Source organism: Halococcus salifodinae DSM 8989, assembly GCF_000336935.1.
Taxonomy (GTDB): domain Archaea; phylum Halobacteriota; class Halobacteria; order Halobacteriales; family Halococcaceae; genus Halococcus; species Halococcus salifodinae.
Genome location: NZ_AOME01000075.1, coordinates 25,417 through 48,563, shown reverse-complemented (window position 1 = coordinate 48,563; position 23,147 = coordinate 25,417). Strand labels below are relative to the sequence as shown.

Below are 23,147 nucleotides of genomic sequence, written 5' to 3'. Positions count from 1 at the left end.
GGGTGTGGGCTGGTAGCTCAGTTAGGCAGAGCGTCCGGCTTTTAACCGGACGGTCGGGGGTTCGAATCCCTCCCAGCCCGCTTCTGCGACGGTTTCACGAGCGGAGCGAGTGAAACGCCGTGACGAGCGGAGCGAAGTCACCGAAAACGGACGCGAGCAGCGAAGCGGCAAGGAGGATTCGAAGCAGGGAGTGAAGTGAGCGAAGTCGTTCGAAAGGCGCGAAGCGCCTTTCGTGATGACGAGAGAGCTTCGCTCTCTCGAACCACGAACGGAACGAGCGTGATTCGAATCCCTCCCGGCCCGTTTCTGACGGTTCTCCGAACGAAATGAAGACCGAAGAGAGCTGCGAGAGGGCGACGTTCAGCCCGAAAGAATGATTTGGGATTCAGCCTCTCACGGGCATGTACGCGAGCGCCGCGATGAGGATGGCAGCGAAGATACTGATGATGATGATCCCCCAGAGACCGAGAATGCGGTCTTCGAAGTCCTGGACATCGGCCAGCTCTTCCTGGTAGCCGGCGACGTCCTGTGAGAGCGTGACGGTGCTGTTGTCCGCACCGAACTGGGTGACGTACGTCGTGTTACCGACGGTGACGTTTTCTCCCGCCGCGAGCTCCATCGATTCAGTCTGTGGACCGGTCCACGCGAGCGACACGCCGCTCGTGTTGACGCCCGAGACGGTCGTGGAGTTGTTGGCGTAGGGGAACTCGTCACCGACCGAGACGTTCCGGGTTTCGGGCGTCGGCAGATACTCGCCGAGCGGCTGGGTCGTTCCGTTCTGATACCGGACGTACTGGGTGCCGTTGACCCCGGTCAGCGCCGTGTCCGCGACGTCCGGATCGTCCCGCAGTTGCTGGTTCACGTCGAACGTCTCACGAAGCGTGAACGAGGTGAGATTGGCAGTGGACGCGTTCCCGGCGGACGCGTTGCCGCCGGAGGCATTGCCGGCGGACGCGTTGCCCGTCGATGCGTTACCGGAGGCGTTTCCGCTGGAGGCGTTCCCCCCGGAAACGTTGGCGATCGCGACCCGGAAGCGTGTGCCGTCGGAGCCGTTGGCCATCGCTCCAGACGGAGTGGTAGTGGTGGGCGCGCCTGGCGTCGTGGTCCCGGCTGCGCCCCCACCGCCGGAGCCGTTGGGCGCTGTCCGATAGGTCTCGTTCTGATAGAGGAGGGTGGAGTTGTTCGCGAACGAGGTGCTGAACTGGACCGATTCGTTGACCCGCGACACCTCGCCGGAGCCGTCGCTGACGTTGACCATCCACGCCTGTCCTCCAGCCTGGAGGGTGTCCCCCTGAGCGTAGCTCTGCCCTTCGACCGAGACGGTCGGCTCCTCGGCCACCGTGATCAACGAGTACGCCCCAATCGCGACCACCACGAAGAAAACGATGTAGACCGCCGCAGCCCGTCGTTGCATACTCGGCGCGAGGATTGCCCGCCGTTTAATCGTTGCTCTTCGCCGAAGCGACCCGGGAGCGAACCATCCCGAACGTCGTCGACGATTCAGCGGTCCACGCGGATCGCGGGACTGCTACTAGCGAAATTGGTCTACTCGTCGCGGCCGGTAATAGATTAAAAATAACAACACGTACGAATCCACGAAGCGGTGGAAAATTTGACCTGTTCGATGAATCCGCTAGAGATCGGTCAATAGTGCCGTATCGCAGTCACGGTCGACAATGCAGTGGTACGAAGCGAGTGTTGAGTGATAGTTACAAACGAATAGTGAAGATGGGCGTTGGAATGATGAGTATAAGTACAGTTCGCTGAAATAGTTGAATAGTAGCCTTGATTGACGATCACAGCTGTCCAGTCGACATCACATCCGACCGTTTCGACCCTCCACTGAGAGTCTCGTAAGGGAGCTGGGTTCATCGTATCGCTGTCGGCTGTTTCAGTCGGTAGTGAGTTGATTGTTTTGATTGGATTGATGGTGCGTGCTGTGGCCGGTGGGTGACTGTGCGGTCGTCGACTGACGGAAGCGGGTTCGCACCGTCACGAACCGGTCGTCGGAACACGAAAGTGAAAGAACTCGTTCGCCAGAGTGACGATCGGGCGAGATAATACACACCCTTAGTGTGTAAAAATCGGAAAATGTCCTTCGTTCGATCGGTGACAGTGAGTTGCGTCATCACCAGAGACCGGCGTCACAGTCCATCGATTCAACGACTCGCCACACGCCTTTCGACGAGGGCGAGTTGAACGGGCGTGAGATCACGCCGTGGTGAGTGAGACCGGTGACAGCGGCCGGCGTTCGGCTGCTTACCCACACTCCAGAAAGATTAAGCCGGGCCAGCGTGAGGTGAGCGCGTGAAGCGCATCATCAGTACGGGCGACGCACCGGCGGCGGTCGGCGCGTACAGCCAGGCGACCACGAACGACGATCTCGTCTTCACCGCGGGTCAGATCCCGTTCACGCCCGACGGCGATTCGCTCGCCGACGAGTCGATCGCGACCCAGACCGAACAGTCACTCTCGAACGTCGAAGCCATCCTCGCCGAGGAGGAGCTCGATATGGGCGACGTGCTCAAGACGACGATTCTCCTCGCCGACATCGACGACTTCGACGAGATGAACGAGACCTACGCCGGCTTCTTCGACGACGAGCCGCCCGCCAGAAGCGCCTTCGAGGTGGGGAACCTCCCGAAGGGCGTCGGCGTCGAGATCGAAGCCATCGCGTCCCGGTAATCCACTGGAAAAAACCCCTCTCGGACGGTCGATCCGGCAGTTTCGTCGATCCTGATCGGGTTCAACAACGGTAGCTTCCAGAAAGCGTCAAGCGAGGCGTCACTCAGTCCAGAGCTTGTGGCGACAGCAGGTGGTTCCACCGCGTCGTCACGGCAACCATCCGGTAGTCCTAATTGGCTCTGCTCCAGAGCGAACGCAATGGCGGACGCTCGCGAAACCCCGGACGATCTCCCGCGGACGGTCGGCCTCCGTGACCTGCTGTTGTTGAGCGTCGGCGGAATGATCGGCTCGTCGGTGTTCTTCTACCCCGCGTTCACCGGTCAGTGGATCGGTCCGGCGGCGATCCTCGCATGGCTCGTCGCGGGCGTCGGGATGGTGAGTATCGCGCTCTGTTACACCGAGCTCGCGACCGCGTTCCCCCACTCCGGCGGCCCGGCGGTCTTCCCGGCCGAAACCCTCGGCTCGAACGGGCTCGTCAGACAGTTCTTCTCCTACCTCGAAGGAACGTCGTACGCGCTCGGCTGGGTGTTCGGCGTCGCGGTTTCGGCGTGGTACGTCGCGAACTACCTCGGCGCGATCCCGTCGCTCGCGGGAGTTCGGTCCCACACCGTGCTGTTCGGGCTGCTCGCGATCGGTGCGAGCCTCGGCGTCACGCTCGCCGGGATCGACGTGACCAAACACACGAACCTCGTCCTCACCGCGTTCGTCCTCGCGGTGCTCGCGGCGGTCGCAGCTCTCGGATTTGCGAACGGCGAGCCCGCGAACACGACGCCGTTCGTTACCGGAAGTAGCACCCAGTTCCTCACCGCCGTCGGCGTCGCGATCACCGGCTACGGCGCGTGGACGGTCGTTCCCGCGGCCGCGGGCGAGGTGAAACGGCCGGCGTGGACGATCCCGCGCGCGATCGTCGGGAGCCTTCTCATCACCACGCTGTGCTACACGGCGGTCGTGGTCGCACTCCATCTCACGACTCCTCCGAGCGCGTTCGCGGGCGACAATCTCGTGATGGTCGCGCCGCTCTCGGCGGTCGTCGTCGACGCGGGGCTCCCGCTGCTCGCGAACTACGCACTGCCCGTCGCGGCGCTCGTCGCCATCTTCACCACGATGCTCGTCGGCATGACCAGCTCCGCGCGCGTCCTCCGCGCACTCGCCGAACGCGACACGTTCCCGACTGCGTTCGCCGCGACGAGCGACCGCACGAACGCCCCCTACGTCGCGCTGTGTGTCGTCGCCATTGCCGCTGCGGCCGTCGTCGTCGGCAAGCAGGTCGTCGGCGGGATCGTGCTCGCCGCGCTCGTCGGCACCGTCCTCCCCTATGCCATCAACATCGCGTCGTTCGTCGGTCTCCGGGTCTACCGGACGGACGTAACGCCGACCTTCCACGCGCCGGGCGGCCTCCTCACCGCTGGGGTCGCGTTCGGCTTCCTCACGCTTCTGGCAGCCGGGCTCTCGATCGATTACCCGGTGGCTGCCGGTCTCACCGTCGCGACGCTCCTCGCCGGGTTCGTCGTGCAGTACGTGTTCGGCGACGTCACGGCGACGCCCGACAGCGAGAACGCCTGACGTGTTCCCGTGAGGAAAGCCGACAGAGTACGTCGCACATGCCGTCGACCGACAGCTAGCAACCTTTTTGTTCGTCGACCGGCGACCGGTACTCGGTTATGCTACTGGCTGGCACCGTCGTTGTCGACGCGCAGACGGTCATCCACGACGGTGCGGTCGTGGTCGAGGACGACCGGATCGAAGCCGTCGGCGACGCAGCGGAGCTGGAAGATCGCTACCCCGACCACGCGACCACGGCGTACGACGTGCTCGCGCCGGGCCTCGTCGGCGGTCACATTCACTCGATCCAGAGCCTCGGACGAGGGATCGCGGACGACACCGCGCTGCTGGACTGGCTGTTCGACTACGTTCTCCCGATGGAGGCGACTCTCGACGCCGATCAGATGGAAGCCGCCGCCAAACTCGGGTATCTCGAACTGATCGAGAGCGGGACGACCACGTGTGTGGATCACCTCTCCGTCTCACACGCCGATCGGGCGTTCGAGGCCGCCGGCGAGCTGGGAATCCGTGGACGGCTGGGGAAGGTCCTGATGGACAAGGAATCGCCCGATGGCCTCCTCGAAGAAACCGACGCGGGCCTCGACGAGAGCGAACGACTCATCCGGGAGTACCACGGCGCGTTCGACGACCGCATCCGATACGCGGTGACGCCACGGTTCGCGGTGAGCTGCACCGAGGAGTGTCTCCGCGGTGTGCGCGAACTCACCGACCGGTACGACGGCGTCCGCATCCACACCCACGCGAGCGAGAACCAAGACGAGATCGCGACGGTCGAGCGCGAGACCGGCCACCGCAACATCCACTGGCTCGACGAGGTGGGGATCACCGGCGAGGACGTCGTGCTCGCCCACTGTGTCCACACCGACGAGACCGAGCGCGAGGTGCTCGCCGAGACCGGCACCCACGTCACCTACTGCCCCTCGTCGAACATGAAGCTCGCCTCGGGGATCGCGCCGATCCCGGACTATCTCGATCGCGGGATCAACGTCGCGCTCGGCAACGACGGCCCGCCCTGCAACAACACCCTCGACCCGTTCACCGAGATGCGCCAGGCGAGCCTGCTCCAGAAGGTCGACGCGCTCGATCCCACGAGCACGCCCGCCGAGACGGTGTTCGAGATGGCGACGGTAAACGGTGCGGACGCCGCCGGGTTCGAGGGGATCGGCAAGCTCGTGGAGGGGTGGAAGGCCGACATCATCGGGCTCACGACCGACCTCACGCGCGCGACGCCACTCCACGACGTGCTTTCGCATCTGGTCTTTGCGGCCCACGGCGACGACGTCGCGTTCACGATGGTCGACGGCGAAGTGCTCTACGAGGACGGCGAACTCACGGTCGCCGACGCCCACGCGATCCGCGAGGAGGCTCGTGCTGTGGACCTCGATCTCGACGCGGTCGCCGACGAGCCGGTTCCATGACCGACCGGGGTGAGGACGTCTCGCTCGACGGCGCGACGATCGAATCGGTGCGGCGGGAGGCGACGCGCTCCGTGGTTGGTCGAGAATCGTCGAGTCCCGGTAGCGGTTACTGGAACCGGACGCCGAGGTCGTGCATCCCGTCGTTGTTCATCGCGAGGTTGATGAGCAACGGCGTGATGCTCTCGATCTCGGCGCTGTTCGCGAGCGGCCCGGCGTCGAGCGCACGCAGCCCGTCGATCTCCTCCGCGAGCTCCACGACGACGCCCTTCGCGTCGGCGTCGTCGCCGGAGACCACGACGTCGAGGGCGAGTTCTCGATCGAGATCGGTGAGCGCGCCGGCCGCGAGGTTCTGGAACGCGCTCACGATCGGCACCTCGTCGGGCGTGACGGCCGCAACCGCCTCCGCGACGCTACCTGCTTCCGGTGTGTCGTAGTGAAAACCGGTGCCGTTGCGCGCCATCGCCACCGCGGGGCTGACGACGATCGCCTCCTCGGTGAGGTCGTCGCGCACCGCCTCGATCGTGTCGGCGGCGTAGGCTGGCGGGACGCCCGCCACGACGATCCGGCTCCCCGCGGCGGCGCTCGCGTTGTCGGTGCCCGAAATATCGGTGTCGATGCCGCGATCGGCCAGGCGATTCCGGTAGTCCGCCGCGCGGGACTCGCCCTGTCTCTTATACACATNAGATGTGTATAAGAGACAGGTACCGCCGAGTAGTGCGACTCGCATACTCGCCTCTCGCCTGACGGTGGCAAAAACGTACCGTCTCCGGCAGTGTGCACGGAGCCGCGCCGGTTCACACCAACCGAGGGAGTGCTTCAAGCACCCCACCGCCGAGACACAGCGCCTCGTCCGAAATGCGTTACACTGCCCCGGTAAGCACGCCGCTCGTGCGGACGTAGAAGTAGACCACGAACGCAGCGGCGATCACCCACTGGCCCGCTTTGACGTCGTCGAACTCACCGACCGCGGTCTTCATGATGGGGTAGGTGATGAGGCCGGCGGCGATGCCGTACGCGATCGAGTACGTCAGCGGCATCACGAGGATGGTGAGCCCCGCCGGGATCGCGTGCGTCAGGTCGTTCCAGTCGATGTCGGCGACGTTCGTGAGCATCAACAGCGCGACCACGACCAGCGCGATGTTCGAGGCGTACTGTGGAATCGCCGCTGCGAACGGAACGACCACCAGCGCGAGGAGGAACAACACGGCGATAACCAACGCGGTCATGCCCGTACGGCCACCCTCTTCGACGCCGGTTGCCGATTCGACGAACGTGGTCACCGTCGACGTACCGAGGGCCGCACCGGCCGTGGTGGCGACCGCGTCGGCCATCAGCGGTTTGTCGATGTCCGGGAAGTTGTTGTCCTCATCGAGAAAGTCACCGGCCTGGCCGACGCCGACGAGCGTGCCAGCCGTATCGAAGAAATCCACGAAGAAGAACGTGAACACGACGAGCCCGAAGACGAACCCGTCGATGTCGGTGAACCCCTCGAGGAACGCACCGAACAGCGGTGTGATGTCGTACTGTGCGCTGGGCAACGTCTCCGGGAACAACACGCCAGGATCGGTGAGACCGACGGTGGTGGCGAGATATCCCAGTACAGCCGTGAGAACGACACCGACGATGATCGAACCCTTGACGCCCCGAGCGTACAGCGCAAGCGTGACGAACAGTCCAAGCACCGCAAGGATCGCGACGGGATCGGAGGCAACGTTACCGAGTGTGAGGAGCGTCGTCGGATCGTCGACGACCACCTGCATCGCCTGGAGACCGATGATCGCGAGAAACAGGCCGATTCCAGTACCGATCGCGAGTTTGACCGGCTCCGGAAACAGCCTGATGACGTACGTCCGTGCTCCGACGGCCGTCAACACGATGAAGATGATCCCTTCAGTGAATATCGCCGCCAGGGCCGTTTCCCACGGAATGCCGATGGCCCCCACGACGGTGAACGCGAAGAAGGCGTTGAGTCCCAGACCGGGAGCCAGACCGAACGGCTGGTTCGCGTAGAACGCCATCACGAGAAGTCCCACGACGGCCGAGATGATCGTCACGACCGTCAGCATCTGCTGGACCTCCACCACCGAGTACCCCTCGATCACGATACCGGGCTTGCCATCGCTGCCCGGTATCCCAGCCAGTATCGCGGGGTTCACGACGATGATGTACGACATCGCGAGAAAGGTCGTGATCCCGGCGACGATCTCGGTCCTGAGATCGGTGCCGTGTTCTTCGAACCCGAAGTACCGCGCGAACACCGAACCCTTCGTCCCGCCACCCTCGTCGCTGCCCCCCGACATCGATCCAGTATCGTCTGCCATGTCGTCGTGACACATCACAGCAGCACTTTTAGTCGTTTGGATAGGACGGTGGATACTCGTCCCGGTGAGTTTCGTGGCCGGCACGGACCGGGCGCGACGTCGACTACCGAACGGCGAAAGCGTCAGTGACACTCTTTGCCACGATGGCGACGGGCTAATGTACCCGCTGGGTGTAGCCTGGCGCATGCAAACCGCAGCCGATCTCCTCGTCGAATGCCTCGAAGTCGAAGGGACCGATCACGTCTTCGGTCTCCCCGGAGAGGAGCTTGAGGAGCTCCTCTTCTCACTCCGGGACTCGTCGATCGAGTTCGTCCCCGTTCGCCACGAGCAGGGCGCGGCGTTCATGGCCGACGTCCACGGCCGACTCACCGGCGATGCGGGCGTCTGTCTCGGGACGCTCGGGCCGGGCGCGACCAACCTCGTGACCGGCGTCGCCGACGCCCAGCTCGACAAGAGTCCCGTGGTGTCGATCACCGGCCAGGGTGGGCTCGAACGCCTCCACAAGGAGAGCCATCAGAAGCTCGACATCGTTGATATGTTCGAACCGATAACGAAGTGGAACACCCAGATCTCCGACCCCGAAATCGTCCACGAATCGGTGCGAAAGGCGTTCAAACTCGCCGAACACGAAAAACCCGGTGCGACCCATCTCGAGTTCCCCGAAGACGTGGCCGGCACGGAGACCGAGGCCTCCCCACTCCCGACGCGAAGTCGGATCCGGCGGCCGAGCCCCGACGAGACGGCGGTCGAGCGCGCGGTCTCGTTGCTGGCCGACGCCGACCGGCCGATCGTGCTCGCGGGCAACGGGGCGATCCGCACTCGCGCATCGGAGCGCCTCCGGTCGTTCGTCGACGCGACCGACGTTCCGGTGGTCGCCACCTACATGGGGAAAGGTGCGGTTTCGGACGCCGACGACCACTCGCTGTTCGCGCTCCAGTACGAAGCCGAAGCGGGCGGCGGCACCCGGATCGCCGACGCCATCAGGAAGGCTGACGCGGTGCTCACGGTGGGCTACGACATCGCCGAACACGACCCGGAAGACTGGAACCCCGCAGCCGACAAGCGGATCGTCCACCTCGACTTCGAGCCCGCCGAGGTGTACGCCCACTACAACCCGAACGTCGAGATCGTCTGCGACGTCTCCGCGGGGCTGCGCGCGATCCAAGAGTACGGCGACGACATCGGCACCGATCCCGACTGGTACGCCTCCATCCGCGAGGACGTCGTCACAGCGAAGTTCGGCCGGCCCGACGGTGACGACGCCTTCTCAGTGCGGCGCTCGCTCCCGCTGCTCCGGGACGCGATGGCCGACGATGACGTCCTCATTTCTGATACGGGCAGCCACAAGATGGCGATCGCCCAGGACTACCCGACCTACGAACCGAACACCTGCATCATCTCCAACGGGTTGGCGACCATGGGGATCGCGGTCCCCGGCGCGGTCGCCGCCGACCTCGCGATCGACGGCAACGTGGTTGCCGCCACCGGCGACGGCGGCTTCCTGATGAACGCCGCCGAGATCGAGACCGCGACCCGCCTCGGCTGCTCGTTTACCATCCTCCTGTTCAATGACAACGACTACGGCCTGATCTCGGAGAAACAGGCCGAGCATCGCGGCGAAAGCACCGGGACGCAGCTCACTAACCCCGATTTCGTCACCTTCGCCGAGAGCTTCGGGATCGAGGGCTACCGCCCCGAGAGCTGGGACGAACTCGACGACGTGCTCGATCGCGTCGTCCCCGACGACGACATCGCGCTCGTCGAGGTGCCGGTGGAATAAGGGTTCGTCGACGAACGAAACGGGACACCGAACTGCACGATCACTGCGGATCGCTACTGCGGTGCCGTGACCGACCGCTCGTCGGAGACGACCGTCCAGTCGTCGAGTGCGATCTCGTTGCCCTCGAACGCCGTGTACTCCGGGTGGACGGTGAAAACGATGTACGTCGCTCGATCGCGGAGGTACTCGACGAGAGTGTGGAGGTTCTCGTCCGCGAGGCTGCTCAGGCCGTCGACGAGCAGGCAGGGAACGGTGTCGCCGACCTCGAAGGCGGCGTGGCCCGCGAGCGCGGCGACGAGCCCGAGGAGTTCGCGCTCGCCCTCGCTCAGCGCGCTCAACTGTGCTTCCCGGCCGTTCCGCGCGACCACGAGGTCGAAGTTCGGCGTGAGGTGGGCGGTCTCGAACCCGGTCTCGAACCGAGGGACGATCTCGCCGATCGCGTCGTCGAACGCTTCTCGTGTGCGGCGTTTCACCGCAGCCTTCCGGTTGCGGAGGTCCGCGATCTCGGTCGAAAGGCGCTCGCGTTCGGCTTCGAGGTCATCGGCGCGCTCGACGCGGGTTTCGAGCGTTGCCAGCTCGTCGCGGTACTCCTCGAGCTCCATCTCGCGGTACTTGACCTCGCTTTCGAGGTCGGTGAGCTCGTCGGTGGTCGCCGAAACTTCGGCCGAGAGCTCCTCGATTCCGTCGTCGAGCTCGTCGCGCCTGGTCCGCAGCTCCGCGAGGCGCTCGCGGCGGTCGGCGACGGTCGATTCGTGGTCCGCGATCGCCTCCTCCAGGTCGCGCTCGCGTCGCTCGGTCTGGGTGAACTCCTCGGCACGCGCTTCGAGTCGATCGACGGTGTCCCGGTGGGTCTCGACTGCCGAGCGGAGGTCGGTGACGCGCTCGCCGAGCGCGTCGACTCGGGCCTCCATCCCGCTGCGCGACGACTCGCTGTCACAAACCCAGCACGCGACCGCGTCGTCGGTGAGCTGGTGGTCGACGTCGGTGACGAGGCCGAGGCGGTCCTCTTCGAGCACGCGCTGGTTGGCCGAGTAGAGCGATTGGAGGAGATCGACGTCGTTTTTCACGCTCTGGAGTTCCTCACGGGCGTCGGCGAGGTCCGCCTCGACCGACGACTCCTCCGGAACCGTGAGCGCTTCGAGCGCCTCCCGTTTGTCCGCGAGCGTCGCTTCGGTGCGTTCGACGGTGTTCTCGAAGCGATCGATCCGCGAGTCGACCTGGTCGCGTTCGGCCCGGAGCTCGCTCAGTCGGTCGCGCTCGTCCGAGCCGTCGTCCTCGGTCGAGAGTTCGCTCATCCGTCCCTTCGCATTCTCGATCTCGGTTTCGAGCCGTTCGATCTCGTCGCGAACGGTTGGGGTTCGGTCCGCGGCTTCGTTCGCCTGCGCGAGCTCGCCCTCGACCTGCTCGCGTTCGTGTTTCAGACTCCCGATCTCCTCGTCGATGTTCTGGATGTCGAGCGGTTGCAGCAGAACTTCTTCGAGGTTCTCGCCGGCGTCGACCGCCTGGCGGACCGGGTTGCGCTCGTCGAGGCAGGCGAACAGCCGCGCCCGCTTGCGGTCGTACTCGTCGATGAGGTAGGGAGATCCTTCCCGTCGGACGGTCCGTCCGTCGCGGACGAGTTCGACCGTGATCGACGCGTCATCGGCGTCGAGTTCCACGTGGCCGCGGTCCGCTCCCTCAGTCAGCGGCGACGCCACCCCGATTGCGGTTTCGAGCGCCTGGATGAAGCTCGATTTGCCCTCCCAGTTCGTGCCGCGGATCGCGTCGAGGCCGGGTTCGAGCGTCGCCGCCCCGTGACGGATCCCCGCGATGTTCTCGATGTCGAGGTGCCAGGTCATGGTGTGCCCTCGCTCGGCACGCGATCGTGGTGCTCGGCGCAGACGTACCCCCGATCGAGCGCCGTGTCGAGCGGCACCCGGCGCGGGCACTCCCCGCAGGTTAGCTGGACTTGGACCTCGACCGTGGCGGCCTCGCCGCCAACGAGGTCGTCCTTCGACGCGAGCGCGCCGAGCGCCTCGCGGACCCGGTCGGCCGTCCGGTCGCGGGCGATCCGCACGCTCTCGCGCTCCCAGTCGGTCCGGGCTTCGGGAGTCCCCTTCTCCCTCCCGAGACAGTCGTTGAGGTGGTTGCGCATCGTTCCCCACGAGATCATGTCGTCGCGGAGCGTCTCGCCGTCGATGCCTGCCGCGGCGAGGACGTCGATGAGCTCTGCGCGTTCGAGGTCGTCGTCGCCGGTCAGGATCGCGTGGTCGGCGTCGAGCTGGGTCGCGAGCGTCTCCCGACCGTTGGCGTCGTAGCTGGCCCGGAGCAGTCGCTTGTTGAACCACTCCGTCAGCGATCGATACCCCTCCGCGGCTCGATCGTCGTGCCCCAACCAGCGAGAGAGCAGATAGTCGTCGACGGAGTCGTGAGTCGACGGGGCGGTGAGGTCGTAGCGCTCGGCGTTGCGCTCGACTTTGCAGCGTGATTCTGCACTCATTCGCCCCTCGTTATGCGAGATATACATATATGGCTACCGAATCGTTCACATGGCGCTGGTCGTGGAGTGAAGCGACATCGGCGACCGGCCGATTTCACACCCCTAGATCGTATAGTTCAGCACAGAGGAATCGGAACGATCGGAGCGATCACGGCGACACCGGACGAATCGGGAAGGGACGACCCACGCTGTGTGTACAGCGAAGGATCCGGCAGTCAGTCGAGTCAGTGGACGTCTTTCCGACGGTCGACGTCGCGCACGACTCCCGGATCGTCGGTTTCGACGAGAGCCGTGTCGTCGCCAACGAGCAACTCCCGACCGCCGGTGTCGCCCTCGATCGCCGCGAGCGCGGTGAAGTGAGCCGCGTCGAACAGGGCGGGGTTGCCGCGCTTTCGGTCGTACGCCGCCGCGAGGATCGTCCCGTGGTCGGCCGCGTACGCTTTCAACAGTCGCTCGATCGAGTCGGGATCGACGTGGGGCATGTCACCGAGCGCGAAGATCACCGCATCCCAATCCCGCTCGCGCGCGGTCGCCACGCCTGCGTGGACCGACGTGCTTTGCCCTCGCCCGTAGTCGGCGTTCGTCACGAAGCCGACGTCGAGCCCCGAGAGTGCCTCGCGGACCGCGAGCGCTTCGTGTCCCACCACGACCACGACCTCGTCGACAGGGCTCGCGAGTGCCGTCGTCGCCGCGCGCCGTACCAGAGCCTCGCCCTCGATCTCGACGAGGAGCTTGTTCTCGTCTCCAAACCGGCTGCTCGTGCCCGCGGCGAGCACGATACAGCCGACCCGTTCGGAGGGTATCGACGCACCCGCGAGGTCGTCCGTCGTCACGATCGGCAGGTCGGTGGGCGAGCTGTGTGTGCCGTTCGGGGAATCGTCCGGTTGGTTCGTGTCGTCGCTCATCCGAATGCACCACGGAAGGAATGGCTCCGGACGCACATGAATCGTGGTGGCGCAGCGAGCACGGCGAAGCGCCCCGACGTCGTGGATGCGAGGGAGCGAACGGTGGTCAGGAAAGCAGCGGCGTTCCGTCGGCACGTGGTCCCAGAACCGGGCCGATCGGATCGGCGTCGAGATCGATCCGGCGGCGGTCCTCGTAGTCCATCGAGCGCTCGACCGGAGTCCGGCCGATGGCAGAGATCATGTCGACGTAATCGGCGAGCGATCGGAACTCGCCGTAGCTCCCGCCGGCGCGCTTCGTGATCTCCTCGGAGAGGATCGTTCCCATGAAGTCGTCCGCACCGCAGTTCAGGAGTTTCAGTCCCTTCTCGTCGCCGAACTTCACCCAGCTCGATTGGATATGATCGACGTTGTCGAGAAACAGTCGAGAAACGGCGATCAGGAGTTCGTCCTCGGCGTCGCTCGCGCCGCCCGAGACGATCCCGCGCTCGTACAGCGGCGTCTGCTGGTGGATGAACGAGAGGGGAACGAACTCGGTGATCGCGCCGGTGCGGTCCTGGAGCCGACGAATCCGATCGAGATGCATGACGCGGTGGCGCTCGTTCTCGACGTGACCGTACATCATGGTCGCCGTGACGGGCAATCCCGCCGCGATCGCTCCCTCCATCGCTGCGACCCACTCTCCGGAGTCGATCTTGCCGGGGCAGATGACGTCGCGCACCTCGTCGACGAGGATCTCGGCGGCCGTTCCGGGTGCGGAGTCGAGGCCGGCGTCTGCGAGACGACGATACACTTCCTCGTAGCGCCGATCCGTGCCGCGAATCGCGTGGTACGCCTCTTCGGGCGTCATCGAGTGGAGGTGGACGTCTCCGACCGACATCGCCCGCATCTGCTCGACGTAGGTTCCGGGCGGGGTTTCGTACTGCTCGGGTGGTTTGTAGTTCACGTCGCTCGCCGGGCTGTCGAACGACCCGAGGATCTCGTGATGCTCGTCGTCGAGCGCGAGCCCCGGATGGAGCCCCGAGACAGACGTCACCTCGGAGACGCCCCGTTCGACCGCGTCACGGACGGTCTCGCGCGACTCGTCGAGAGTCTTCGTGAAGCCGGCGTGATCGACCGCCGAGTCGGATTCGAAGTTCGCGGCGGTGTCCTTGAAGTTACAGAACAGACAACCGGTGTTACACGCGGTGGTGACGTTGTTGTTCAGGTTCGCCACGAACGTGACCTCCTCGCCGACGACCTCGGCACGACGGCGATCGGCAGCCTCCAGCACTCGCTCCTTCCGGCCGTGGTCGATGCCCGCGACATTGGAGCCCGTCGTGATGAGCGCCACACCGTCCTCGACGGAGAGGCGCTCGCCGTCACGTGCCTTCGCGAGGGCGTTCTCGAACGCCTGGTCGGTCTCAGGCATGTGATCGAACTCGATCGTGTCGGGATCTCCCGACGCTGCACCGTCTGCGGGTTCGAGCATACGCCAGCCAGTACGGCGCGCGTGATAAAGCTACGCTCGTATCTGATTGTACGACCCGAAACCGGGTGAACGAGTGGAGACCGAGCGCGAGCAGAGATGGATATACATCGTTACGGACCACCGCCTCTGGTCGAGAGCAGGTGGAGACCATGCCATCCCAGAACGTACAGAAATCGTGGCTCGCATCAGAAAAATACGCGCAGATATACGACATCAACAGCGGACAAGGATACCCAACAGCACCACACACGGTTTCAAAGAGAGTGAGATCAGAGCGGAGAAGCCAACTGTCCCTGAATTCTGAGCACATATTCCATCAAAGCAGAGAAAACCTACCACAAAGGACAAGAAGAGGAGCCGATCGATCATCGACGACTGGTGTAGCTATCGCTCGATCTGGGAGACGAGTTATGAGCCGAAAGGGCCGACGTAGAAGTTTCGTGTTTGCCGATACCGAAGTAGAACGACGACGAGGAAGGTGGTAGCTGCTACAAAGCTGGCGCAGTCGAGAGCGGACCCATCCGTTGCTCGACGTCACGAACGGACGGGATGAGAAGCCAAGGGCCGGATTTGAACCGGCGATGGGCGGCTCTGCAGGCCGCTGCGTTAGGCCGGACTCTGCCACCTTGGCGCAGTTGCTACTACTGAACTCGAAGGGATAACGGTAGCGATTGCTACCGAGCGTTGCCACTCTATGAGAGTGATGAATCGAGGCACCGAAACGGTGCCTCAGGTATGAATGGAAAGGCGGCGAACCACTAGTTGCGAGCCGTTGTAACGGAACGGTCTCGGGTTCCACCGGGACGGACCCAGCGTGTACTACCGATTGCGTTCCTGGGCTCGTACTTGGCCCCTCTTGCGAGGCAGTTTTCCCAGAGGCTCGCGCACTCCAGTACTCGCTGGAACGCTGGCGGGCTTATCTGCCGTGTTCGGGATGGGTACGGGAGTTTGCCCCGCCGCTATGGCCGCCTCAATGCCGATCCGCGGAATCGAACCGCGTGCAGCCGGCGATCGGTGAGGCCAGCGTATGGCTATGATACGTGCGATCCAGATAGCGCCTGGACCCGTCCAGCAGGACGGATTCAATGCGTTATGACTGTGTGGCTCGGTCTGTTAGTGCTCGCGGGCTAAACGCCTCGTTGCCTCGGCGCGTACACCCCGAGTCTATCGAACTCGTCTTCTACGAGTGACCTCGGCGGTACCTCTTTTCCAGGTGGGTTTCGAGCTTAGATGCGTTCAGCTCTTACCCCGTGTTGCGTGGCTGCCCGGCACGTGCCCTCTCGGACAACCGGTACACCAGTGGCAACCAGTCGTAGTTCCTCTCGTACTATACGACCGTTCCCGTCAGGTACCATCACACCCCCAATAGATAGCAGCCGACCTGTCTCACGACGGTCTAAACCCAGCTCACGACCTCCTTTAATAGGCGAACAACCTCACCCTTGCCCGCTGCTGCACGGGCAGGATGGAGGGAACCGACATCGAGGTAGCAAGCCACTCGGTCGATATGTGCTCTTGCGAGTGACGACTCTGTTATCCCTAAGGTAGCTTTTCTGTCGTAAATGGCCCGCATCAAGCAGGCTCATCCGTTCGCTAGACCACGCTTTCGCGTCAGCGTTCTCGTGTTGGAGAGAACACTGTCAGACCACCGTTTGCTCTTACGCTCTATTCCGGGTCTCCGACCCGGATGAGGTGATCTTTGGGCGGGCTCGATATTCTTTCAAGCCCGTACCGCCCCAGTCAAACTGCCCAGCTACCGGTGTCCTCCGCCAGGAGTAAGGGTCACAGTCACTAGTGGGTAGTATTTCAGTGGTGCCTCGGTGGCCCGCTAGCGCGGGTACCTGTGTAACGGCTCCTACCTATCCTGCACACTAGCGACCGTGTCCCAGCGACAGCTTGCAGTAAAGCTCTATAGGGTCTTCGCTTCCCCTTGGGGGTCTCCAGACTCCGCACTGGAACGTACAGTTCACCGGGCCCGACGTTGGGACAGTGACGCTCTCATTCATCCATTCATGCGAGCCGCTACTGAAGCGGCAAGGTACTACGCTACCTTAAGAGGGTCATAGTTACCCCCGCCGTTGACGGGTCCTTCGCCTCATTGTACTGAGTGTTCAGATACCCGCACTGGGCAGGATTCAGTGACCGTACGAGTCCTTGCGGATTTGCGGTCACCTGTGTTGTTATTAGACAGTTGGAGCGTCCGAGTCGCTGCGACCTGCTCCATTCCGGAGCAGGCATCCCTTATTGCGAACGTACGGGACTAACTTGCCGAATTCCCTAACGTCGGTTGTTCCCGACAGACCTTGGCTTTCGCCGCCACGGACACCTGTGTCGGATCTGGGTACGGTCAGCGTGCGCCTTTTCACGGGCTCTAGGTTGGATCGAGTTTCCCTGTTCTGCCGTTCGCCCGCTTCGTGCCATTACGGCTTCCACGAGTTTTGACAGTTCGACCGGGCGAGTGCCCGGCTCGATCGACCCCAAAGCGTCGGCATTGTTGCACGCAGGCACTGGAATGTTAACCAGTTTCCCGGTTCGTCCCCGTCGAATTGCGGGGGGACTAAGGACCGGCTAACCCTCAGTTGACGAACATTGCTGAGGAACCCTTGTCCGTTTGGTCGTCGAGATTCTCACCCGACTACCGCTGCTACTGTGGCCAGGATTGTCGTCACCGCTCGGTCCATACGAACTCTCGCCCGTACTTCCACCCGAACGGAGTGCCGACCTACTGGATCGTACCATAGTGGTACGCCGCTAGGTCTCGGTGGTGGACTTGAGCCCCGATCATTTTCGGCGCTCCAAACCTCGGCCGGTAAGCTGTTACGCTATTCTTAGCGGGTAGCTGCTTCTAAGCTCACCTCCCGGCTGTCTATGGCTCGGAACCACCTTCGATCGCACTTAGTCCACACTTGGGGACCTCAACCAAGCTCTGGGTTGTCTCCCTCACGGTGCACAGGCTTACCCCGCACACCGGACTCCCTGCGTCTGCGGCGTTCGTAGGTTCGGAGTTCGACAGGAGGGCTGACTCCTCTCGGAGTCAGACCCTCCAATCGGTCGCTCTACCCCACGAACTACCTCGACAGAGGTCATGCTTCGACATGTTTCGGTCGGAACCAGCTGTTGCCGGACTCGATGGGCCTTTCACCCCTACACGACGGTCACGGGAGGGTATTGTAGGACACCATCCCTAACAGGCCTCCACGTGCCTTTCGGCACGCTTCACCTTGCCGGCGCGTAGATCGTCCGGATTCGGGTCGTGTCCGCCTGGCTCCCCGCGCTTGAACACGGCGGCCCTGACGTTGCTAATGCAACGTTGCGGCCATGTCGGTTTCCCTATGCCTCCCCCGATACTCGGGTTAGACTCGCCGGGCAGACACACTCCCTGACTCGTTTTTCAAAACGCACGACGGAACACCGGCTCGTGTCGAGTCCTACTGCGGGGTCGCCCCCGGGTCGTTCGTCGACACGCCTTTCGTGCCCCGTCGTTCGATCGCCAACTGAGTTCAAGCCCTGTTGCACCTCCCTTCTTGGGGTGCTTTTCAGCGTTCGCTCACGCTACTTGTTCACTATCGGTCTCGAGTTGTGTTTAGTCTTGGCCGTCGATGCCGGCCACATTCACGAGGGAGATCCAACCCCCGATACTCTGGAGCTGACGCACACCGTACTGGTCCATGTTACGGGGTTGTCACCCTGTCTCACGCTTCGTTCCAGAAGACTTCACATGGACGATCCGGCGATGAGAGTCAGTCCGAACACCACATTGCTCGTGGGTGTGACCCCGTAAGCTTCGGTTTGGACTGTGTCGCGTTCACTCGCGGTTACTGACGACATCCCGTTCGGTTTCTCTTCCTGTCCGTACTGAGATGTTTCAGTTCCGGACGTTCCCCATTGCGCGAAGCAATTGCGATGGAGATTCTCATTCGGAAATCCTGAGTTCTTCGCCTCCGTGCGGCTCCCTCAGGCTTATCGCAGCTTGGCACGTCCTTCGTCGGCACTCGAGCCGAGCTATCCACCAGTTGGCATAGTAGCCACGGTCGTCTACAGAATCCATGAACCCGCTGAACGGGTCCAGTGGACGCCTGGATCGCACGTACACACGGTCTCATCTACACGCCCAGGTGTGGAGTGGTGCGTGTATTGACCCTTCCCACCCGCGCTCACACGGGGTGGTGCATCGGTTCGGTCGGACTCGATCATACCACCGAGACCCACTTAAGGGACTCGGTTCGGATCGAGTCGACGCATGGACCCACTGGGATTCGAACCCAGGGCATCCTCCTTGCAAAGGAGGCACTCTCCCACTGAGCTATGGGCCCGCCTTCCACGAAGGAAGGCTGGTCGCGGACAGACGTCAACCCTGATAGTTCGTCGGTGCCCGGTCGGCACCACGAGTCGCCGAGTACGAACCGCGAGTGGGTCGGGCCGTCGGCCCGATCCCGTTCTGTAGGAGGTGATCCAGCCGCAGATTCCCCTACGGCTACCTTGTTACGACTTAAGCCCCCTTGCGAAGCCCAGATTCGATCGACGTTGCGTCGACCTCATCCGGACCTCACTCGGGTGCTTTGACGGGCGGTGTGTGCAAGGAGCAGGGACGTATTCACCGCACTCTTCTGAAATGCGATTACTACCGAATCCAGCTTCATGCGGGTGGGTTTCAACCCGCAATCCGAACTACGACCGAGGTTAGGAGATTAGCGTCCCCTCTCGGGGTAGCGTCCCACTGTCTCGGCCATTGTAGCCCGCGTGTAGCCCGGCACATTCGGGGCATACTGACCTACCGTTGCCCGTTCCTTCCTCCGCTTTGGCAGCGGCAGTCTCCCTAATGTACCCAACCACCACATGGGTGTTGCTGGCAATTAGGGATGCGGGTCTCGCTCGTTGCCTGACTTAACAGGACGCCTCACGGTACGAGCTGACGGCGGCCATGCACCTCCTCTCAATGGCTCAGGTAAGCTCATCACACTGACCGTCACTGCACATTGTCGGTGCCGGTGAGATGTCCGGCGTTGAGTCCAATTAAACCGCAGGCTCCTCCGGTTGTAGTGCTCCCCCGCCAATTCCTTTAAGTTTCATCCTTGCGGACGTACTTCCCAGGCGGCTCGCTTCTCGGCTTCCCTACGGCACAGCGCAGGCTCGTAGCCTGCGCCACACCTAGCGAGCATCGTTTACGGCTTGGACTACCCGGGTATCTAATCCGGTTCGAGACCCAAGCTTTCGTCCCTCACTGTCGGATCCGTCCTCCTGCGGCGCTTTCGCCACCGGTGGTCCGTCTGGGATTACAGGATTTCACTCCTACCCCAGACGTACCCCGCAGGTCCTCCGGTCCCAAGCCGACTGGTTTCCGCCGGACGCCCACCCGTTGAGCGGGTGGATTTCCCGACGGACCCGTTCGGCCAGCTACGGACGCTTTAGGCCCAATAAGAGTGGCTATCACTCGGGCTGCCGGTATTACCGCGGCGGCTGGCACCGGTCTTGCCCAGCCCTTATTCTGAGACCACCTTACGGTCACGAAAAGCGAGGACTGTATGCCCTCGCACTCGGGATCCCCTTATCGCACTGTCGTGCAGTGTAAAGGTTTCGCGTCTGCTGCGCCCCGTAGGGCCCGGACTCTTGTCTCAGAGTCCGTCTCCGGGTTCTTGCTCTCACAACCCGTACCGATTATCGGCACGGTGGGCCGTTACCCCACCGTCTACCTAATCGGCCGCAGTCACGTCCTCCGGCGGCGGACCGTTTCCGGCTTTCCGTATTCCAACATGAAAGCTGTATCCGGGATTAGCCTCAGTTTCCCGAGGGTATCCCAGTCCAGAGGGTAGTTTGACCACGTGTTACGGAGCTATTCGCCACGGGTCTGAGCCCGTGCGACTAGCATGACTGAATCGGATCCCGATAGCAATAGCCTCCGGCAGGATCAACCGGAATGTCCCGAGCACAAGGCTCGGGGGGTTTAGGCGGGAACACAAGGTATGTGTTCACCTATCGGGTTCGCACTCGGCGACACCGCGGACCGAACCGGGTGTCACCGAACTATCAGGGCTGACATCAGATCCCGTCTTGACGGCGGACCGCAGGGGCGGAATCCTCATTTCCTTCGGACTTCATCGTACACCGTTCGGGGGTATAAACCCTTCGAACGGCGTCCGGAGCGAATCCAACTCGCCCCGAAAGCCCGCAGCGGAGACCGAGTTGAACGGCCTCCCATGTCGTTCGCTTTCTGCATTCCATCCGAGTGCCCTGTACCACTTAAGGGCATCGGATCGTTTTTCGTGCCGGCGGTCGACTCCGACCGGCCGTTCGCATTCCATTCGAATCGCGACGAACGGATAAACCCGTCGACTCAAGGCCGCTTTGTGCTCTGGTGACTCGGTTCCTGCGACCAGTTCTCGGTGAGAGTTCATCGGCAAATTGCCGGATTATGTTTCCGGTACCGAAACGCAACTACCGGGAGTTGGGTGAAATCGTCCGATAGTCGGTAGTCGAAGCGAGCTGGAGGCTCGCGTGTCGTCTGGAAGATCGAAGAACGGTGTCGCGCGGCTGGAGGCCGACTCCTCATCCCACGCGTGCGCGTCCGGTCGAGTCGGGTGTCTGGCCGCGCACTCGCACCTCGAACTGCGGGCTGAAACCAGTACGGATTTCGTCGGTCGACGTCCTCAGAGTGCTTCGAGGTGTTCGATCCCCTGCTTCGAGACGTTGGCCTCGGTGATGGTGTTCGGCATCCAGTCGGGTTTGTCCGCCGGTGCGTCCTCGTTCCACGCCCAGCCCTCGTAGATATGGACTTTGTGGGTCCCCTTCTCTCGGAGCCGGAGCTCTTCGCGGCTCGCGTTTTCCTCCCCATCGGCGGCGTCGAGCCGCCGGGCAGCCTTGAGTGCCGCCTGGCGTGGTGTCCGCCCCGAGAAAACGCTGGTTTCGTCGTCGCCGTCCCCACGGAGCGCGAAGTTTCGCTTGTCGTCCGTATCTCGTGCCATGGTTTTTGCCACTCCGTGCTGAACCAGCACATGGCACACTATAAATATATCCCTGCGACGGGGGTCGATTTCGGTTGGAGTGGCTGTCGTCCGAGCGAATCGTTCCGTGATTCGGACAAGCGGTCGGATAACAACGAAAGCGTCCACGGCGTTCGTCATGGATCTGCCCGGCAGCTTATACCGTCACGATCCCGACACCCCTCTGTACGGGTGACCGGTGGTCGTCGGACCGTAAGGTTAAGTGTATCCTGTATCGAACAGCGGGATAAGACACCGGGATGGTACGGAAAAAGAAGCTCAGTCCCAGCGGGGCGAAGGACGAGAACGGCGAGTACCACAACGTCCACGTCAATCTCCACGAGGACGAACTGGCGGTGGCAGGGATGGCGATCGGCGACGAAGTGTTCGTCCGGGTGCGCGAGGACAAGATCATCATCCAGAAAGCCGACCAAGACGAGGTCGAACACGACTTCTGAGGAACGGGCCGACGACTGCTCGGCCGGTTCAGAGAGCACGATGCATTTCTACGACGCACTGAAGCCGCTGTTGTTCCGCCTGCCAGCCGAATCCGCCCACAGCGCTGTGCACAGGCTGCTCGAAGCCGCCCAACACACCCCGATCGAACGGGCGCTCGCCGCGCGCTACGGCGTCGACGACGATCGGCTCGCCACCACCGAGTTCGGTCTCGACTTCCCGAACCCGGTCGGCGTCGCCGCCGGTTTCGACAAGAACGCCGAGGTCCCGCGCGCGCTCGGCCGGCTCGGCTTCGGTCACGTCGAGGTCGGCGGTGTCACCGCCGAGCCACAGGACGGCAACCCACGCCCGCGGCTCTTCCGGCTGGCCGAGGACGGCGCGCTCGTCAACCGGATGGGGTTCAACAACCACGGTGCCGACCACATCGGCGATCGCCTCACGCGCGCACGCGCGAACGTTCCCCTCGGCGTCAACATCGGGAAGTCGAAATCGACGCCGCTCGAAGCGGCCGCCGATGACTACCGGTACTCCTACGAACGCTGTGCTGCGGGCGAGTACTTCGTGGTGAACGTTTCGAGCCCGAACACGCCGGGCCTCCGCGATCTCCAGCACCGTGATCATCTCGAACACATCTTCGGGACGCTCCAAGACGCGGGCGCGGACCCGCTGTTGGTGAAACTCTCGCCCGATCTCACCGACGACGCCGTCGAGGAAGCGCTCGCGGTGGTCGACGAGATGGGTCTCGACGGCGTGATCGCGACGAACACCACGACCGAGCGGCCAGCGTCGCTCCAGAGTCCGAATCGCGTCGAGAAAGGCGGCCTCTCGGGGAAGCCACTCGAAGCACGCGCGACGCGAGCCGTCGCGTTCGTCGCCGAGCGGACCGATGTGCCGGTGATCGGGGTCGGCGGCGTGTCGAGCGCGGTCGGAGCCTACCGGAAGCTCCGCGCGGGCGCGTCGCTGGTACAGCTCTACACCGGCCTCGTCTATCAGGGGCCGTCGATCGCGCGCGACATCAATCGTGGACTGCTCGAACTGCTGGAGCGCGATGGGTTCGAGAGCGTCGAGGAAGCGGTCGGCGTCGACCTCGAATAA

General features: G+C 63.3%; 14 protein-coding genes, 3 tRNA genes and 3 rRNA genes. 7 read left to right on the top strand and 13 right to left on the bottom strand.

The window, feature by feature from the left end; genetic code table 11:
- The first annotated feature begins 6 nt into the window (after positions 1-6).
- Positions 7-80 (top strand) — tRNA-Lys (locus C450_RS15320).
- 305 nt (positions 81-385) lie between these two features.
- Here C450_RS15320 and C450_RS15315 read toward each other — a convergent pair.
- Complete coding sequence (locus C450_RS15315; protein ID WP_005044947.1) at positions 386-1,414, bottom strand: hypothetical protein; 1,029 nt, start codon at positions 1,412-1,414, stop codon at positions 386-388.
- An 893-nt stretch (positions 1,415-2,307) separates the two neighbouring features.
- On the opposite strand from C450_RS15315, the gene C450_RS15310 reads away from it, so the two are divergent.
- The 3 genes from C450_RS15310 to C450_RS15300 all read left to right on the top strand — a co-directional run bounded on the left by C450_RS15310 (position 2,308) and on the right by C450_RS15300 (position 5,666).
- Positions 2,308-2,685, top strand: coding sequence for a Rid family detoxifying hydrolase (locus C450_RS15310; protein WP_005044945.1), 378 nt, complete (start codon positions 2,308-2,310; stop codon positions 2,683-2,685).
- A 198-nt stretch (positions 2,686-2,883) separates the two neighbouring features.
- Entirely contained in the window at positions 2,884-4,248 is a 1,365-nt protein-coding gene (locus C450_RS15305; RefSeq protein WP_005044943.1) for an APC family permease, read from the top strand.
- A gap of 98 nt (positions 4,249-4,346) precedes the next feature.
- Complete coding sequence (locus tag C450_RS15300; RefSeq protein ID WP_005044940.1) at positions 4,347-5,666, top strand: 5'-deoxyadenosine deaminase; 1,320 nt, start codon at positions 4,347-4,349, stop codon at positions 5,664-5,666.
- Positions 5,667-5,772: 106 nt separating this feature from the next.
- On the opposite strand, the gene npdG is transcribed toward C450_RS15300, so the two are convergent.
- A complete protein-coding gene (npdG, locus tag C450_RS15295; RefSeq protein WP_049910304.1) occupies positions 5,773-6,393 on the bottom strand; it encodes an NADPH-dependent F420 reductase in 621 nt (206 codons plus the stop codon).
- 133 nt (positions 6,394-6,526) lie between these two features.
- Positions 6,527-7,966: an NCS2 family permease gene (locus C450_RS15290; protein ID WP_085945734.1), complete on the bottom strand. Its 1,440-nt coding sequence runs from the start codon at positions 7,964-7,966 to the stop codon at positions 6,527-6,529.
- A gap of 205 nt (positions 7,967-8,171) precedes the next feature.
- On the opposite strand from C450_RS15290, the gene C450_RS15285 reads away from it, so the two are divergent.
- Positions 8,172-9,767 carry an acetolactate synthase large subunit gene (locus C450_RS15285; RefSeq protein WP_005044933.1) on the top strand — a complete coding sequence of 532 codons (1,596 nt, stop codon included), beginning with the start codon at positions 8,172-8,174 and terminating at the stop codon, positions 9,765-9,767.
- A gap of 53 nt (positions 9,768-9,820) precedes the next feature.
- Here the strand turns inward: C450_RS15285 and C450_RS15280 are convergent, their stop codons facing one another.
- The 10 genes from C450_RS15280 to C450_RS15235 all read right to left on the bottom strand — a co-directional run bounded on the left by C450_RS15280 (position 9,821) and on the right by C450_RS15235 (position 21,578).
- Positions 9,821-11,605 (bottom strand): archaea-specific SMC-related protein, encoded by a 1,785-nt coding sequence (locus tag C450_RS15280; protein ID WP_005044931.1) that lies wholly within the window; start codon positions 11,603-11,605, stop codon positions 9,821-9,823.
- Positions 11,602-12,246 (bottom strand): rod-determining factor RdfA, encoded by a 645-nt coding sequence (gene rdfA, locus C450_RS15275; RefSeq protein WP_005044930.1) that lies wholly within the window; start codon positions 12,244-12,246, stop codon positions 11,602-11,604. The genes C450_RS15280 and rdfA overlap by 4 nt, the downstream gene beginning before the upstream one ends.
- A gap of 224 nt (positions 12,247-12,470) precedes the next feature.
- On the bottom strand, positions 12,471-13,151 hold the full coding sequence (locus tag C450_RS15270) for a nucleotidyltransferase family protein (RefSeq protein WP_005044928.1): 681 nt from the start codon (positions 13,149-13,151) through the stop codon (positions 12,471-12,473).
- Between the two features lie 106 nt (positions 13,152-13,257).
- The gene (cofH, locus tag C450_RS15265) at positions 13,258-14,619 is read right to left on the bottom strand and encodes a 7,8-didemethyl-8-hydroxy-5-deazariboflavin synthase subunit CofH (protein WP_005044926.1); all 1,362 of its coding nucleotides are present in this window, start codon (positions 14,617-14,619) and stop codon (positions 13,258-13,260) included.
- A 555-nt stretch (positions 14,620-15,174) separates the two neighbouring features.
- Positions 15,175-15,250: transfer RNA gene (locus tag C450_RS15260), tRNA-Cys, on the bottom strand.
- Positions 15,251-15,477: 227 nt separating this feature from the next.
- Positions 15,478-15,592 (bottom strand): 5S ribosomal RNA (gene rrf / locus C450_RS15255).
- 122 nt (positions 15,593-15,714) lie between these two features.
- Positions 15,715-18,653 (bottom strand): 23S ribosomal RNA (locus C450_RS15250).
- Between the two features lie 207 nt (positions 18,654-18,860).
- Positions 18,861-18,932 (bottom strand) — tRNA-Ala (locus C450_RS15245).
- Between the two features lie 129 nt (positions 18,933-19,061).
- Positions 19,062-20,535: ribosomal RNA gene (locus C450_RS15240) — 16S ribosomal RNA — on the bottom strand.
- Together the 16S, 23S and 5S rRNA genes with 2 tRNA genes alongside form the textbook arrangement of a ribosomal RNA operon.
- Before the next feature lie 728 nt (positions 20,536-21,263).
- Positions 21,264-21,578 (bottom strand): non-histone chromosomal MC1 family protein, encoded by a 315-nt coding sequence (locus C450_RS15235; protein ID WP_005044923.1) that lies wholly within the window; start codon positions 21,576-21,578, stop codon positions 21,264-21,266.
- 278 nt (positions 21,579-21,856) lie between these two features.
- On the opposite strand from C450_RS15235, the gene C450_RS15230 reads away from it, so the two are divergent.
- Together C450_RS15230 and C450_RS15225 are read left to right on the top strand one after the other, a co-directional pair.
- The gene (locus C450_RS15230; RefSeq protein ID WP_005044921.1) at positions 21,857-22,054 is read left to right on the top strand and encodes a hypothetical protein; all 198 of its coding nucleotides are present in this window, start codon (positions 21,857-21,859) and stop codon (positions 22,052-22,054) included.
- 40 nt (positions 22,055-22,094) lie between these two features.
- Entirely contained in the window at positions 22,095-23,147 is a 1,053-nt protein-coding gene (locus tag C450_RS15225) for a quinone-dependent dihydroorotate dehydrogenase (RefSeq protein WP_005044920.1), read from the top strand.